Below are 14,672 nucleotides of genomic sequence, written 5' to 3'. Positions count from 1 at the left end.
CCAACGCTATCGGGCCGCCGATGAACCAGGTCGAGCTTCTGCACGGTGCCGCCACCGACGTCGGGCTGGTCCGCGAGGTCAACGAGGACGCCCTGCTCGCCGCGCCGCCGGTCTTCGTGGTCGCCGACGGGATGGGTGGGCACGACGGTGGTGACGTCGCGAGCGCCATCGTCGTCGAGGAGTTCGCGCGTCTGGCCGAGGCCGGCTACGACCCGCGCAACGCCGTCGAGGCCGTGCGTACGGCGCTCCGCGCCAGCCACGACCGGATCCGGGAGTACTCCGAGGAGCGGCGCCGCCGCGGCGTCGACCGCCGGCGGCACGCCGGCACGACCGCGGTCGTCGCGATGCTCGCCGACGACGACGGGCCGATGTGGCTGCTCGCCAACCTCGGCGACTCGCGGATCTATCGCTTCGCCGGGGGCGAGCTCGCCCAGGTGAGCGTCGACCACAGCCTGGTCCAGGAGCTCGTGGACGCCGGACAGCTCGACCCGGCCCAGGTCGCGACCCATCCCAAGCGCAACGTCATCACCCGTGCCCTCGGCGACCCCGACGGCGTCGAGGCCGACTTCTTCGTGCTTCCGGTCGACACCGCCGGCCGGCTGCTGCTCTGCAGCGACGGCATCACCGGCATGCTCGACGACCAGGAGGTCGCGGCCGTGCTCGCCGACGCCGCCGACCCCGGCGTCGCGGCCGACCGGCTCGTCGCCGCGGCCGTCGCGGCCGGTGGTGAGGACAACGCGACCGCGGTCGTCATCGACGTGGTGGGGGTGCCATGACCGACGACCTCTCCTGGTCCTTCCGCAGCGGCGACTGGCTCGGCGTCTTCGGCGCGAACAGCGCGGTCGTGCTGCCGCCGTCCGAGAAGTCCCAGGCCGCCGTGCTCTGGGAGCTCGTCGACGGCGGGGCCGGCTACGAGCAGATCCTCGACGTCCTGCTCGCGTCGGGCCTGCGCGCCGTACCGGACTTCGTGCTGGTCAGCCGCAAGGGAGACCTCACACGGGTGCTGCTGCGCGGATCGGTCAGCGCCCACTTCGCGACCGCCGACGAGGTCGTGCACCTCGACGGGTCCGGCGACCTGACGTGGGTGGAGCGCACGCTCACCGGCGTGACCCGGATGCGGTTCGACGTCTCGGAGGAGCCGCCGGCCCCGGACGACCTGGTGGTCGCCGGCGGCCTCGTCCGCATCTCGTCGGCCGAGCAGCCGCCGAGCACGGTCGCCGTCGTCGTTCCCGCACCCGCCGAAGAGCCCGAGCCAGCGCCCGTGCTCGAGCCCGATCCCCACCTGGAGGACGACGAGGACGCCACCCGGATCGGCGTCCTCGACCCGGTCACGCTCGGCGCTCCACTGCCGGGCATCGAGGGACAGCCTGCCGCGCCGCCGGTGACCTCGCGCCCCGTGGCGCGGTTGGTGGTCGCCGAGGGCGAGACCGTCGACGTCGACCGGGTCGTGCTCGTCGGCCGGGCCCCCGAGCCGCGTCGTGCCGACACCGCCGGCGCGCCTCACCTGGTCGCGGTCAGCAGCCCGCACCAGGAGATCTCCTCGACCCACCTCGAGGTGCGGCCGGGCACCGGCGCCGACCACGGCTCCGCGGTCGTGACCGACCTCGGCTCCACCAACGGCACCCTGCTCGTCCAGCCCGGCCTGCCGCCGGAGGACCTCAAGGCCGGCGTCGCCGTGCAGCTGCTCCCGGGCGCCGTGCTCGACCTCGGCGACGGGGTGACGATCCAGGTCGTGAACCCGTGAGCGCCCCCGCCGCCGACCTCGACCGGCGCTTCTACGCGTTCGCGGTCGACCGTGGCGTCGCGTGGGCGATCGACGCGGTGGCCGTCCTCCTCGTCTGGCAGTACGTCGACCAGCCCGGGGTGGCCGTCGCCGTGGTCCTCGCCGTGATGCTGGTGGTCGGCGCGGCGTTCGCCGTCGTGCTCGGGCTGACCGGCAGCTCGCCGGGCAACGCCCTGCTGGGCCTGCGGGTCCAGGGCGCGGGCACCGGTGCGCCGATCGGTGTCGGCCGGGCGTTGCAGCGCCAGCTCATCCTCGGCGTCGCCACGCTCCCGACGTTCGGGCTCGGCGTCGCCACCCTGGCGTGGACCGCGACGATGGACCCGTCCGGACGGCGGCACGGCTGGCACGACCAGGTCTCCGGCTCCGAGGTCGTCGACGTACGCCCCGTCCCTGCCGAGCCGGAGCCGGTCCCTGCGGGACCGCAGCAGGTCGTCAACCTGACCGCGATGCGGCTGGTCCCGGCGCCACCGCTCCCGCCCCCACCACCCACGCCGCCGCCCTCGGGACCGCCGACGCCACCGCCGCGCCAGCAGCTGGGCTACCCGCTGGTGCCGGAGCCGGCCGCGCCGGAGCCCCGGTGGCAGGTCACCTTCGACACCGGGGAGTCCTTCGTCGTCGAGGGGCTGGCCCTGGTCGGCCGGCGCCCGGAGGCCCAGCCGGAGGACGGCGTACGCCACCTGGTGCCGCTCCGCTCCGAGGACATGTCGCTGTCCAAGACGCACGCGCACTTCCAGGTCGTGACGGACGGGACGCTGGTCGTCACCGACCGTGGCTCGACCAACGGATCGTTCCTGATCCGGCAGGGCGCGGCGCGCGAGCTCGCGCCCGGACGGCCCACCACCCTGCTCGACGGGGACCGGGTCCGGTTCGGCGACCGGGAGATGACCGTCGACCGCCAGGTGTGACGCAGGTAACAGTCCGGTAACGAACCGGGGTGGCTCTTCCGCAATGTGGGTCCTTGGCCGTGAACTGCTCCCCTCCTGACCAGCGACTCGGCGCTGTGATCCGGTGTCGGGCCTGCGGGCAGGAGTCTCGGGGCGAACCAGCCCTCACGACACCAGGAGGCAAGTTGCGCAGGATTCGGGTCGCCGCAACGGCGACCGCTTCACTCCTCGCGGCAGCAACGGCGCTGTCGCTCACCACCCCCCAGGCCGGTGCGGTCCCGGCGGCGGACGGCTCGGACTCGTCGGCCTCGCCGACGTCGACGGGCGACTCGCTGACGACCGCATGGCGCGCCAAGTACGACGCCGTCCGCGACGCCGCGGTCCAGCAGCGGCTGCGCACCGGCGGCAAGGGGGCGTCCGAGAAGCTGGGGAGAGGCGTCTACGGACGCGTCGCCCAGACCGGTACGGACCGCATCTTCGTGGTGCTCGCCGAGTTCGGGAACACCCGCCACTCGGCGTTCCCCGACGACCCTGAGACCGGGGCGGAGACCTTCGACGGCCCGCTGCACAACACGATCCCCAAGCCGGACCGGCCTGAGGACAACACGACGATCTGGAACAAGGACTTCAACCAGAAGTACTTCAAGAACATGTACTTCTCGCGGATGAAGAGCTTCTACGAGGAGCAGTCGAGCGGCGCCTACTCCATCGCGGGCGACGTCAGCGCGTGGGTGAAGGTGCCGTTCAACGAGGCGCGCTACGGCCGCAACACCTGCGGCTCGAACGTCTGCAACAACACCTGGTTCCTCATCCGCGACGCGCTCGCCCAGTGGACCCAGGACCGGCTGAACTCCGGCTGGACGATGACGCAGGTCCAGGACTACCTGAAGACGTTCGACCACCAGGACCGCTACGACTTCGACGGTGACGGCAACTTCCGCGAGCCCGACGGGTACATCGACCACTTCCAGATCGTGCACGCCGGTGGCGACGAGGCCGACGGTGACCCGACCTTCGGTGAGGACGCCATCTGGAGCCACCGCTGGAACGCGCAGATCCAGCCGTACGGCACCGGTCCCGTGGGCGGCGCCCCGATCGGCGGCGTGAACGTCGGCGAGGGTGGTCCGAGCGACGGCGGCGCCGTCCAGATCCCGAACAACCCGACCGGCATCTGGGTGAACGACTACACGATCCAGCCCGAGAACGGCGGCCTCAGCGTCTTCGCGCACGAGTTCGGCCACGACCTCGGCCTGCCGGACGAGTACGACACCTCCGGCAACTCCGGTGGCGCCGAGAACAGCACCGGCTTCTGGACGCTGATGAGCCAGTCGCGCGGCACCGCGCCGGGCGACCCCGGCATCGGCGACCGCCCGCAGCCGTTCGGCGCGTGGGACAAGCTCCAGCTCGGCTGGCTCGACTACGACGTCGTCCGCCCGCAGCGCGGCGGCACGTTCAAGCTGCGGCCCGGCCAGTCGCTCAGCGGCAGCCAGGCCAACGGCCTCGTCGTGATGCTGCCGGACAAGGACGTCCCGCTCGAGCTCGGTGCTCCGTGCGCCACCTGCGGTGAGCGGTACTTCTACAGCGACCGCGGCGACGACCTCGACAACACCATGACGCGTGACGTCGAGACCGGTGGCGCCCTGACCGCCAAGGTCCGGTACGAGATGGAGGACGGCTTCGACTACGCGTTCCTCGAGTCCTCCAGCGACGGTGGCGAGACGTGGACGCCGGTCCCGACCAGCGAGAGCTACGAGGAGGAGGACCAGAGCGGCTTCAACGACTCCGGTGCCGGCATCAGCGGGACCACCGAGGGCGAGTGGGTCGACCTGACCGCGACCGTGCCCGACGGCACCGACGCGCTGCGGTGGCGCTACCGCACGGACCCGGCGTTCCAGCTGTCCGGCTTCCAGGTCGACGAGATCACCCTCGGCGGCGTCAGCATCGGCACCGCCGAGACCGACGACGAGGGCTGGGAGTTCGACGGCTTCCGCACCACCACGGGCAGCGAGATGCAGCAGTTCCTCAACGCCTACATCGTCGACAACCGGCAGTACGTCGGCCGCGACAAGCTCCTGAAGCACCTCTACAACTACGGGTACCTTCCGGACCGCCCGGACCACGTGGAGTTCTACAAGTTCGACCCCGGTGCGCTGATCAGCTACTGGGACACGTCGTACTCCGACAACAACGTGGGCGACCACCCCGGCTCGGGCGAGATCCTGCCCGTCGACGCGCACTCCAAGCTGTTCCACGCGCCCGACGGCACGATCCTCCGGCCGCGGACGAACACCTACGACGCGGCGTTCTCGACGCAGCGGACGTCGACCCAGACGATCCACGTCGGGGGCACGCCGGTCCGGATGCGCAGCCAGGCCGCGGTGTCGGTGTTCGACGACACCCTCGACTGGTGGTACCCGGGCGACGAGCACGGCAGCGGTGAGCACGTCGGGCACTACCAGCCCGGCTGGTACAGCGTGGACGTGCCGAAGACCGGCACCACCATCGAGGTGGTCTCGGTCAACAAGGCCGGCGTCATGACCGTCAAGGTCGGACGCAGCTGAAGAACGGCGATCCACGGACGGGCCCCGTCACCCTCTGGGTGGCGGGGCCCGTTCCGTTGCAGACCCTTCCCGCAGCCGAGCTGAGCACCTAGGTTGCTGGAATGAGCTTCGAGTACGAAGGCACTGTCACCACGACCGCTTCCCCTGCCGACGTGTGGGCCCTGTGGAGCGATGTCGGCAGCTGGCACTGCTGGGACCCGTCCGTGCAAGGGGTGGCCCTCGAGGGTCACTTCGCCGAAGGTGCCGCCGGCACCATGACTCTCAACGGTGGCATCGAGGCGCCGTTCGTGCTGGAGATCGTCGAGCCGGGCGGCCGCTTCCTGGACCGGATCACCATGGGCGAGCTGGTGATCCACATCGACCACGAGGTGAAGGCGACCGCGACCGGTTCCGAGATCACGGTCCGCACGCACGTCTCGGGTCCGGGCGCCAAGGACATCGGGCCGATGGTCGCGGCCGACAGCCCGAAGGCGCTGGAGGCGCTCGTCGAGCTGGCCGAGAAGAAATCCTGACCGACCTGTCGTAGTCGTCGTCCCTCGATCGTGGTGGAGGCAGAAGCCCCCACGAGAGGAACCACCATGCGCTCCCTGATCACCACCCACTTCGTCTCCCTCGACGGCGTCGCCGAGGCGCCCGGCGGCGAGGAGGGCTACCGCCACACCGGCTGGACCATGGACGTCGAGCCCGACCCGGCGCAGTACGAGCCGAAGGGCCGCGAGCAGGAGGAGGCGGGTGCCTTCCTCATGGGCGGCCGGTCGTACGACGCCTTCTCCGAGGTCTGGCCGACCATGGACTACTTCGCCGGCTGGAACGCGATGCCGAAGTACGTCGTCTCCAGCACCGTCACCGACCCGCAGTGGAACAACACCACCGTGCTCTCGTCGCTGGACGACGTGGCCGCTCTCAAGCAGACCGAGGGTGGCCCGATCTTCGTGCAGGGCAGCATGCTGCTGACGCAGGGCCTGCTGAAGGCCGGTCTGGTCGACGAGATGCGGCTGATGGTCTTCCCGGTCGTCCTCGGCAGCGGGCGCGGCCCGTTCCCCACCGACGCCGAGGCCAAGGTGAAGATGACACTGGTCGAGTCGACGACGTACTCCAACGGCGTGCAGTACCAGGTGCTCCGCGTGCAGCGCTGACGCAACTGCACCCGAACCGCAGGGATGCCGCTCCGAAGACCGCGGGTTCGGCGCAATCGCGCCCCACGACAGACCAACGTCGACCGGCGTACGTTCTGGCCATGGAGTCCTACGCCCAGGGTGAGACGACACCGCCGCTCCTCGAGGAGACCATCGGCGCGAACTTCGAGCGGACGGTCGCGGCGTACCCCGACCGCGAGGCGCTGGTCGAGGTCGCGAGCGGACGCCGCTGGACGTGGGCCGAGCTGGACCGTGACGTCGACGCGGTGGCGGTCGGGCTGGTCCGCGCCGGCGTCGGCAAGGGCGACCGCGTCGGGATCTGGGCGCCGAACTGCGCGGAGTGGACGCTGGTGCAGTACGCCACCGCGAAGCTCGGCGCGATCCTCGTCAACATCAACCCGGCGTACCGGACCCACGAGCTGGCCTACGTCCTCAACCAGTCCGGCACGCGGGTGCTGATCTCGGCGCCGTCGTTCAAGACCAGCGACTACCCGGCGATGGTCGAGGAGGTCGTGGCCGAGACGCCGGTCGAGCAGGTCGTCTACCTCGGCTCGCCGGAGTGGGACTCCCTCCGTGCGTCGGACGGTGCGCTGTCCGACGTGCTGACCTGGTCGCTGTCGCCGGACGACCCGATCAACATCCAGTACACCTCCGGCACGACCGGCTTCCCCAAGGGCGCGACCCTCAGCCACCGCAACATCCTCAACAACGGCTACTTCACGACGGAGCTGATCGGCTTCACCGCCGAGGACCGGCTCTGCATCCCGGTGCCCTTCTACCACTGCTTCGGCATGGTGATGGGCAACCTCGGCTGCACCTCCCACGGCGCGACCATGGTGATCCCGGGTCCGGGGTTCGACCCGGAGATCACCCTGCAGGCGATCGCCGCCGAGCGCTGCACCGCGGTGTACGGCGTGCCCACGATGTTCATCGCGATGCAGAACCACCCGTCGTTCGGCGACCACGACCTGTCGTCGTTGCGGACCGGGATCATGGCCGGCTCGATCTGCCCGATCGAGGTCATGAAGCGCTGCGTCAACGACATGCACATGGCCGAGGTGTCCATCGCCTACGGCATGACCGAGACCTCGCCCGTCTCGTGCCAGACCCGCGTCGACGACGACCTCGAGCGCCGTACCGCCACGATCGGCCGCGCCCACCCGCACGTCGAGATCAAGGTCGTCGACCCGGTCACCGGCGAGACCGTCGAGCGCGGCCAGCCGGGGGAGTTCTGCACGCGCGGCTACTCGGTGATGCTCGGCTACTGGCAGGACGACGAGAAGACCGCCGAGGCGATCGACGCCGACGGCTGGATGCACACCGGCGACCTGGCCGAGATGCGCGAGGACGGCTACTGCAACATCGTCGGCCGCATCAAGGACATGGTCATCCGCGGCGGCGAGAACATCTACCCGCGCGAGATCGAGGAGTTCCTGTACTCCCACCCGGACATCGAGGACGTCCAGGTGATCGGCGTCCCGGACGAGAAGTACGGCGAGGAGCTCTGCGCCTGGGTCAAGCTGCGCGCCGGTGCCGCCCCGCTCGACGCCGCCGCGGTGCGTGAGTACGCGACCGGCAAGCTCGCGCACTACAAGATCCCGCGCTACGTGCTGGTCGTCGAGGAGTTCCCGATGACGGTCACGGGGAAGATTCGCAAGGTCCAGATGCGCGAGGAGTCCGCGAAGACGCTCGGCCTCTGACCCGGTGGTCGAGGTGCGAGCGACGCGAGCCGGCCCGGTGGTCGAGGTGCGAGCGACGCGAGCCCGCCCGGTGGTCGAGGTGCGAGCGAAGCGAGCCGGCCCGGTGGTCGAGGTGCGAGCGACGCGAGCCTCGAGACCACCCACCCGAGACCACCGACCTCTGCGTGAATAGGGACGTGGAGGACTTCGAGCAGTGGGTGCACGCCCGCGGTGGCGCGCTCGCCCGCTCGGCGTACCTCCTCACCGGCGACCTGCACCTGGCCGAGGACCTCGTGCAGGAGACGCTCGCGCGCGTCGCCCAGCACTGGAAGCGGGTCTCGCGACGTGGCAACCCGGACGCCTACGCCCGCCAGGTCATGCACAACCTCGCGATCGACCGCTGGCGCCGACGCAGCGTCCGGCCGCCCGAGCTGCTCACCGACAGCCACCCCGAGGTCGGCCACGGCGGCCCTGACGTCGAGCGCAGGCTGGTGCTGCGCGACGCCCTCGCCCAGCTCACCCCGAAGCAGCGCGCGGTCGTGTCGCTGCGCTTCTACGAGGACCTCACCGAGGTGCAGGCGGCGGCCGTCCTCGGCTGCTCGGTCAGCACCGTGAAGTCCCAGACCCGCGACGCCCTGGCGCGACTGCGCAGCATCGCGCCCGAGGAGGTGCTCCGATGAACACCCCATTCGGATGCTCACTTCGTTCCGCTCCGAACAGGGATCCCGAAAAATGAGCGAGCTGCGTGACCCGCTCGACGACCTGCTCACCGAGATCCCGGCGTACGTCGTCCCTGACGCGCGCACTGCCTGGGCGGCCGGTGCGCGGCGGCGGACCCGCCGCCGGCTCGGCGTCGTCGCGGCGGTGGTTGCGGTCGTCGCGCTCGTGGCCGGCGCGGTCACCTGGCTGCCGCGCGCCATCGAGCCGCAGCCGGCCGATGGCGAGGGTGTCGGGGGGTATCCCGCCCGGGTCCTGAGCCCGGCGGTGGATCGGGAGCTTCCGATGTCGTCGGCGCCGCTGGCGATGGTGTACCGACGCAACGGTCACGATGTCTCCGGCTGGTGGGTGGCCGACGCTCAGGGCCGGTCGTGGGAGGTGTCGCAACCTGACGTGATCGACAGCTACCCGCCGTCGCTGTCGCCGGACGGGACGAAGATCGCATACCTCGCGAACCCGACGATGTTCATGATCCGCGATCTGACCGAAGCGAACGGAACGCAGTTCGAGACGATCACGGACGGTGCCATGACCAGAGAGGACCAGGGCGAGTGGTGGGCCGGCTCGCAGACGCCGTCCTTCTGGTCCCCTGACGGCAGTCGGGTGCTGGTCCGAGCGAGTGGCTGGTCGCGCGATGACCGGACGACGGCCCTCGTCCTGGGCGTCGACGGAACGCTGACCCCACTGGAGACCCCGGGCTTCCCGGCGGGGTGGGTGGACGACGAGACGGTGGCGTTCGTGGTGGACCGCACCAGCGAGGACGGGGACCAACCGGCGGAGCTCCGGCTGGTCGGCACCGATGGCGAGGTTGAACGGACGGTCGCGCTCGACCTCCCGAAACGGGTGGCTGTCTGGTTCTCCCAGTGGGACGTCTCCGTCTCGCCCGACGGCGATCGGTTGGCAGTCGTGGACAGCGCGACGAGCGGCACTGGCGCAGTCTTCGTCCTGTCGGTGAGTGACGGCTCGCGGCTCGATCGCAGCGAGACGTACGGCGGCGGGTCCTGCAGCCCGTCCTGGCAGGGCTCGCAGCCGGTGGTCACGCGCACGGGCAGTCTCGTCACCGCGGCGGGCGAGGTCGTGACGGACTTCGACTCGCGGCTCGACGCCGACTGCGTGATGGCCGCGTCGGACGCGCTCGCCGGGGAGCGTCACGTCGGGCTGGCACAGCGCTGGTTCGGCGACGGCTGGCTCGCGTTCCACCTGCGCGACGCCGTTGCCTACGCCATCGGCGGGCTGACCCTGATCGGCGTCGTCCTGCTGCTCGTGCGCAGGAATCGGCGCAGCCGGGCCCACCGCCTAGGCTGAGCGCATGCCAGATCAGCTCGTCGTGGGGTTCGACCTCGACATGACGCTGATCGACACCGCGCCCGGCTTCCGCGACGTGCTGGCGGCGCTGGGTGCCGAGCTCGGCGTCGAGTTCCCGGTCGAGGAGATGACCGCGAAGCTCGGCCCGCCGCTCGACATGCTCCTTGAGCCGCACCTCGCGGAGGACGCGATCGCCGAGGCGATCGACCGGTTCCGCGCGCTCTACCCCGACCACGCGATCGCGGGGACGCCCGCGTTCGACGGCGCCCACGAGGCGCTGGCAGCCGTACGCCGCCACGGCGGCCGCAACGTCGTCGTCACCGGGAAGTTCGCGCCCAACGCGCGGCTCCACCTCGACCACCTCGCCTTCGACGTCGACCACCTCGCCGGTCAGGTGTGGGGCGTCGGCAAGGCCGACGTGCTGCGCCAGGAGGGCGCGACGATCTACGTCGGCGACCACGTCCACGACGTCGAGGGTGCGCTCGCGGCCGACGCGATCAGCGTCTCCGTGCTCACCGGCGGTTGCTCCCGCGAGGAGCTCGAGGCGGCGGGCACGCACGTCGTCCTCGACACCCTCCACGAGTTCCCGGCCTGGCTCGACGAGCACCTGCTGCAGCTGCGGCTCGCCGCGCTCGAGGAGGACCTGAGGCAGCGCGGCTCGGTGCTGGTCGCCTACAGCGGCGGCGCGGACAGCGCGTTCCTGCTGGCCGCAGCGGTGCGCGCGATCGGCGCGGAGAACGTCGGCGCCGCGACCGGCTACTCCCACTCCCTCCCGGTCGCCGAGCGCGACCCGGCGCGTGAGTTCGCCGACTCCTTGGGCGTCGAGGTGCTCACGCCCGAGACGCACGAGATGGAGCGTGAGGGCTACCGCGCCAACGGCGCCGACCGTTGCTACTTCTGCAAGGCCGAGCTCCTCGACGTGCTCAGCCCCATCGCCGCCGAGCGCGGCCTCGCCCACGTCGCGACCGGCACCAACGCCGACGACGCGGTCGCCGGCTTCCGCCCCGGCATCCGGGCGGCTGCCGAGCGTGGCGCCATCGCGCCGTTGCGCGACGCCGGCCTGACCAAGGCCCAGATCCGCGAGGCCTCGCGCCGGTGGGACCTGCCGACCTGGGACAAGCCGGCGGCTGCGTGCCTGTCGTCGCGGGTCGCGTACGGCGTCGAGGTGACGCCGTACCGCCTCGGCCGCGTCGAGCGCGCCGAGGTCGCCGTCCGCACGCTGCTGAGCGACGTGGTGAACCTGCGGGTGCGCGACCTGGGCGACCGCGCCTCGGTCGAGGTCGACGCGACCCTGCTGCCACTGCCCGCCGAGACCGAGCGGGCCCTCGTCGACGCCGTGCGCGACGCGGGCTTCGACGCCGCGGCGATCGATCCGCACGGATTCCGTTCCGGATCCATGAACGAGGCTCTGTAGGCTTCTGGTCGCCGTGGCGCCGGGCCACGTGAGCAGACGCAAGAAGAGGTCAGACGGTGCCGACTGGCAAGGTGAAGTGGTTCGACGCTGAGAAGGGCTTCGGCTTCCTCTCTCAGGAGAGCGGTCCCGACGTCTACGTGCACGCCGACGCGCTTCCCGGTGGTACGGCGCTCAAGCCCGGCACCCGTGTCGAGTTCGGCATCGCCCAGGGTCGTCGCGGCGACCAGGCGCTGCAGGTCCGCGTCCTCGACGCGCCCGCGTCGGTCTCGCGCAACCAGCGCGACGCCAAGCGCAAGCGCCCCGACGAGATGGCCCCGATCGTCGAGGACCTGATCCGCGTGCTCGACGGGATCGGCGAGGCCTACCGGCACGACCGGCGCCCGGACCCCAAGACCGCGAAGCCGGTGGCGAAGCTGCTCCGAGCGCTCGCCGACGAGCTGGAGCTCTGACGCCCTAGGGTCCTGAGTCGGAAGTCCGTCCGCGTTGCGCGTGCTCAGGGTGGGTGCATCGCAAGGCGCCGGAGCGACGGCGCTGTCGGCCCATCACCGAGCGACGGGCAACGCAGCGAGGTGCGTGCCATGGGTGCGCGAAGCGCATACGGACTTGTGAATCAGGACACTAGTTCCCCGTCTGCACGGTCCGTGGCGCACGCTGCGGACGGCGGGTGAACACGAACACGCTCCAGGCGGCCAGCACCGCGACCGCGACGCCGAGGCCGAGCCGCGGCGGGTCGAGCGGCATCGCGATGCCGATGAAGCCGCCGATGACCCAGGCGAGCTGGAGCGTCGTGTCGCTGCGCGCGAACGCGCTGGCCTGCACCCGGTGCGGCACGTCGCGCTGGATGGTCGCGTCGAGGGAGAACTTCGCCAGCGCCTGCCCGAGCCCGGCCACCAGGCCGAGGAGCGCGAGCGCGAGCACGCCGTAGAAGAGGAAGCCGAACACGACGACGGCGACATCGGCGATCAGCACCGACGAGACCGTGATCGCCGGCTTGATCCGCTTGAGCCCCGACGCCAGCACGACACCGAGGAAGTTGCCCGCCGCCGCGCCGCCGACGACGAGCGCGGTGAGCAGCTCGACGCTCCAGCCGTCGATGGGGTTCTCGCGCAGCTGGAACGCCATGAACATGATGAGGAAGCCCGACATCCACCGCGGCCCGCAGTTCGCCCGCAGCGCGTAGGCGACGGCCGGCGGGATCCGGACACTGCCCGTGCGGCCCTTGTCCTCGCCGCGCAGCAGCAGGTCGCCCTCGCCCTCGCTGGAGTCGACCCGCGCGGGCAGCCGGATCGCCGCGATCGTCGCGGCGACGAACAGCAGGAAGGCGTACCGCAGCACCCACTCGGGCCCCGCGAGCGTCGCGAGCCCGGCGATCGGCGCGGACACCGCGACCCCGACGATCCCGGACAGGGACACCCGCCCGTTCGCCTTCACGAGCGTGAAGTCCTGCGGCAGCAGGCGGGGTACGGCGGCAGCACGGGTCACGCCGTACGCCTTCGACGCGACCAGCACGCCGAGTGCCGCCGGGAACATCAGGGCGGACTCGGTCACGACCGCGCCGGCGAGCACCCAGCAGAGGAAGGCACGGATCGCCATGGTCGCGCCGATCGCCCAGCGCCGGCCGTGGGCGAACCGGTCGAGGAACGGGCCGATCAGCGGTGCCACGATCGCGAACGGGAGCATCGTCAGGCCGAGGAACAGCGCGACCTGCCCGCGCGCCTCGCCCGACGGCACGGTGAAGAAGAGCGTGCCCGCGAGCGAGATCGCCACCGCGGCGTCGCCGGCGGTGTTGAAGAAGTGCATGTGGATCAGCCGGGACAGCCCCGACTCGCCCGCCCCCTGCGCCTCCGAGGCGCGCCGCGCCTGGCGCATCGTGAACGCGCCGGCTCGCCGGAAGGCGCCGAATCCGCGCGAGACCGTGCCACCTCGCTCGGCGGTCGAGTCGGTGTGCGGAGCGGCCATGGGCCCATCCTGCCGCACCCGACCTGACAGTTCCGGCCCTGATGAGGGATGATCACGCCGTGATCACGACCGCGCGCCCCAAGCCCGACTCCGCCTCCGTCGCGGCGGTCGACGTGGCGCGCGCTGCGCTGCTCGAGGACGTCCCGGCCGCCGACGTCGGCGCCCACCTGGGCCACGTCGTCGAGGGCGAGCGCGTCGTCACCCACCTCTTCGCCTGCGAGCGCGCCGGGTACGTCGGCTGGCGCTGGTCGGTCACCGTCACGCGTGCCTCGCGCCAGAAGTCGGTCACCGTCGACGAGATCGTGCTGATCCCGGGTGACGAGGCGATCGTCGCCCCGGCCTGGGTGCCCTACCGCGAGCGGATCAAGCCGGGCGACCTGTCGCCGGGCGACCTGCTCCCGGTCGACGACGACGACCCGCGGCTGGCCCCGACGTACCTCATCGGCGACGACCCGCTGGACGCCGACGACAAGGCGCAGGTCCGCCAGGTCGCGAAGGACCTCGGCCTCGGCCGGGTGCGCACGCTGTCCCTCGAGGGCCGCGAGCTCGCCGCGCAGCGGTGGTACGACGGCGACGGCGGCCCGGACTCCCCGATCGCCAAGTCGGCACCCGACAGCTGCACCACCTGCGGCTTCCTGGTGCGGATCGCCGGCCCCATGTCGGAGATGTTCGGCGTGTGCGCCAACGGCGACGCCAACGACGACGGCCGGGTCGTGTCGTTCGACCACGGCTGCGGCGCGCACTCCGAGGTGCGCCTGGCCAAGCGGCACGAGCCGGTGCCGCTGCCGGAGCCGGTGTTCGACACCCTCACCCCGGACGAGATCGACCGGCTCTGAGCCGCCCGGACCTGAGCGTGCGAAGGTCCGCACGCAGCAGCCAGATCGAGTGGGTGATCGGCGTATCGAGATCGAGCTGACCTCGATACGCAGGCTGGCGCTCGCTACTCGACCGAGGACGAGGCTCGCTCGGTGCGCGCCTTGCGCCGCCGGCGGCAGTACTCCAGGCCGAAGAGCCCCAGCCCGACGCCCGCGAGGCAGGTCCACAGCCACCACTCGTTGCCGGACTCCTCGAGCCGTCCGTAGAACGGCAGCAGGGCGATGAACGCGACCAGCCACAGCGCCGTACCGACCTCGACGGTCCGCACTCCGTCGACGTCCAGCGGCTCGACGTCGGCGACGAAGAACGTCCGCTTGCCGATGTCGTGCTGCATGGGTTGCTCGTCACGGAATTCCAC

Annotated in this window: 14 protein-coding genes; 12 read left to right on the top strand and 2 right to left on the bottom strand. The window is 71.4% G+C overall.

Annotation, left to right across the window (positions count from 1 at the left end; translation table 11 throughout):
* Nucleotides 1-20: 20 nt before the first annotated feature.
* From MJ604_RS13235 to MJ604_RS23895, 11 genes are all read left to right on the top strand, one after another.
* Complete coding sequence (locus tag MJ604_RS13235) at nucleotides 21-776, top strand: PP2C family serine/threonine-protein phosphatase (protein WP_243058927.1); 756 nt, start codon at nucleotides 21-23, stop codon at nucleotides 774-776.
* Nucleotides 773-1,744 carry an FHA domain-containing protein gene (locus tag MJ604_RS13230; protein WP_243058926.1) on the top strand — a complete coding sequence of 324 codons (972 nt, stop codon included), beginning with the start codon at nucleotides 773-775 and terminating at the stop codon, nucleotides 1,742-1,744. Before MJ604_RS13235 ends, MJ604_RS13230 begins: the two co-directional genes overlap by 4 nt.
* Complete coding sequence (locus MJ604_RS24270; RefSeq protein WP_308194138.1) at nucleotides 1,741-2,688, top strand: RDD family protein; 948 nt, start codon at nucleotides 1,741-1,743, stop codon at nucleotides 2,686-2,688. The genes MJ604_RS13230 and MJ604_RS24270 overlap by 4 nt, the downstream gene beginning before the upstream one ends.
* A gap of 164 nt (nucleotides 2,689-2,852) precedes the next feature.
* Nucleotides 2,853-5,228, top strand: a complete 2,376-nt coding sequence (locus MJ604_RS13215) for an immune inhibitor A domain-containing protein (protein WP_243058925.1) — start codon at nucleotides 2,853-2,855, stop codon at nucleotides 5,226-5,228.
* 101 nt (nucleotides 5,229-5,329) lie between these two features.
* A complete protein-coding gene (locus tag MJ604_RS13210) occupies nucleotides 5,330-5,740 on the top strand; it encodes an SRPBCC family protein (RefSeq protein WP_243058924.1) in 411 nt (136 codons plus the stop codon).
* Between the two features lie 66 nt (nucleotides 5,741-5,806).
* Nucleotides 5,807-6,364, top strand: a complete 558-nt coding sequence (locus MJ604_RS13205) for a dihydrofolate reductase family protein (RefSeq protein WP_243058923.1) — start codon at nucleotides 5,807-5,809, stop codon at nucleotides 6,362-6,364.
* Nucleotides 6,365-6,465: 101 nt separating this feature from the next.
* Entirely contained in the window at nucleotides 6,466-8,064 is a 1,599-nt protein-coding gene (locus tag MJ604_RS13200) for an AMP-binding protein (protein ID WP_243058922.1), read from the top strand.
* Nucleotides 8,065-8,228: 164 nt separating this feature from the next.
* Nucleotides 8,229-8,723, top strand: coding sequence for a SigE family RNA polymerase sigma factor (locus MJ604_RS13195; protein WP_243058921.1), 495 nt, complete (start codon nucleotides 8,229-8,231; stop codon nucleotides 8,721-8,723).
* Nucleotides 8,724-8,775: 52 nt separating this feature from the next.
* Nucleotides 8,776-10,065 carry a hypothetical protein gene (locus MJ604_RS13190; protein WP_243058920.1) on the top strand — a complete coding sequence of 430 codons (1,290 nt, stop codon included), beginning with the start codon at nucleotides 8,776-8,778 and terminating at the stop codon, nucleotides 10,063-10,065.
* A 4-nt stretch (nucleotides 10,066-10,069) separates the two neighbouring features.
* A complete protein-coding gene (gene larE / locus MJ604_RS13185; protein WP_243058919.1) occupies nucleotides 10,070-11,479 on the top strand; it encodes an ATP-dependent sacrificial sulfur transferase LarE in 1,410 nt (469 codons plus the stop codon).
* A 56-nt stretch (nucleotides 11,480-11,535) separates the two neighbouring features.
* Nucleotides 11,536-11,928, top strand: coding sequence for a cold-shock protein (locus MJ604_RS23895; protein WP_308194137.1), 393 nt, complete (start codon nucleotides 11,536-11,538; stop codon nucleotides 11,926-11,928).
* 169 nt (nucleotides 11,929-12,097) lie between these two features.
* Here MJ604_RS23895 and MJ604_RS13175 read toward each other — a convergent pair whose 3' ends face one another.
* Complete coding sequence (locus MJ604_RS13175) at nucleotides 12,098-13,438, bottom strand: MFS transporter (protein WP_243058918.1); 1,341 nt, start codon at nucleotides 13,436-13,438, stop codon at nucleotides 12,098-12,100.
* Between the two features lie 41 nt (nucleotides 13,439-13,479).
* On the opposite strand from MJ604_RS13175, the gene MJ604_RS13170 reads away from it, so the two are divergent.
* Nucleotides 13,480-14,274, top strand: a complete 795-nt coding sequence (locus MJ604_RS13170; RefSeq protein ID WP_279235918.1) for a DUF3027 domain-containing protein — start codon at nucleotides 13,480-13,482, stop codon at nucleotides 14,272-14,274.
* A 104-nt stretch (nucleotides 14,275-14,378) separates the two neighbouring features.
* Here MJ604_RS13170 and MJ604_RS13165 read toward each other — a convergent pair whose 3' ends face one another.
* A complete protein-coding gene (locus MJ604_RS13165; protein WP_243058916.1) occupies nucleotides 14,379-14,672 on the bottom strand; it encodes a DUF2530 domain-containing protein in 294 nt (97 codons plus the stop codon).

The sequence above is a fragment of the Nocardioides sp. SR21 genome, from assembly GCF_022761125.1.
GTDB lineage: Bacteria > Actinomycetota > Actinomycetes > Propionibacteriales > Nocardioidaceae > Nocardioides.
Note: the sequence above shows the minus strand (reverse complement) of the source record. Positions and strands in the feature narration are given on the sequence as shown.

Excerpts from the sequence above, each read along its gene's own strand:
- MJ604_RS13175 (WP_243058918.1), bottom strand. The coding sequence starts at position 13,438 with ATGGCCGCTCCGCACACCGACTCGACCGCCGAGCGAGGTGGCACGGTC.
- MJ604_RS13230 (WP_243058926.1), top strand. The coding sequence starts at position 773 with ATGACCGACGACCTCTCCTGGTCCTTCCGCAGCGGCGACTGGCTCGGC.
- MJ604_RS13190 (WP_243058920.1), top strand. The coding sequence starts at position 8,776 with ATGAGCGAGCTGCGTGACCCGCTCGACGACCTGCTCACCGAGATCCCG.
- MJ604_RS13210 (WP_243058924.1), top strand. The coding sequence starts at position 5,330 with ATGAGCTTCGAGTACGAAGGCACTGTCACCACGACCGCTTCCCCTGCC.
- MJ604_RS13235 (WP_243058927.1), top strand. The coding sequence starts at position 21 with ATGAACCAGGTCGAGCTTCTGCACGGTGCCGCCACCGACGTCGGGCTG.
- MJ604_RS13170 (WP_279235918.1), top strand. The coding sequence starts at position 13,480 with ATGAGGGATGATCACGCCGTGATCACGACCGCGCGCCCCAAGCCCGAC.
- MJ604_RS13200 (WP_243058922.1), top strand. The coding sequence starts at position 6,466 with ATGGAGTCCTACGCCCAGGGTGAGACGACACCGCCGCTCCTCGAGGAG.
- MJ604_RS13205 (WP_243058923.1), top strand. The coding sequence starts at position 5,807 with ATGCGCTCCCTGATCACCACCCACTTCGTCTCCCTCGACGGCGTCGCC.
- larE (WP_243058919.1), top strand. The coding sequence starts at position 10,070 with ATGCCAGATCAGCTCGTCGTGGGGTTCGACCTCGACATGACGCTGATC.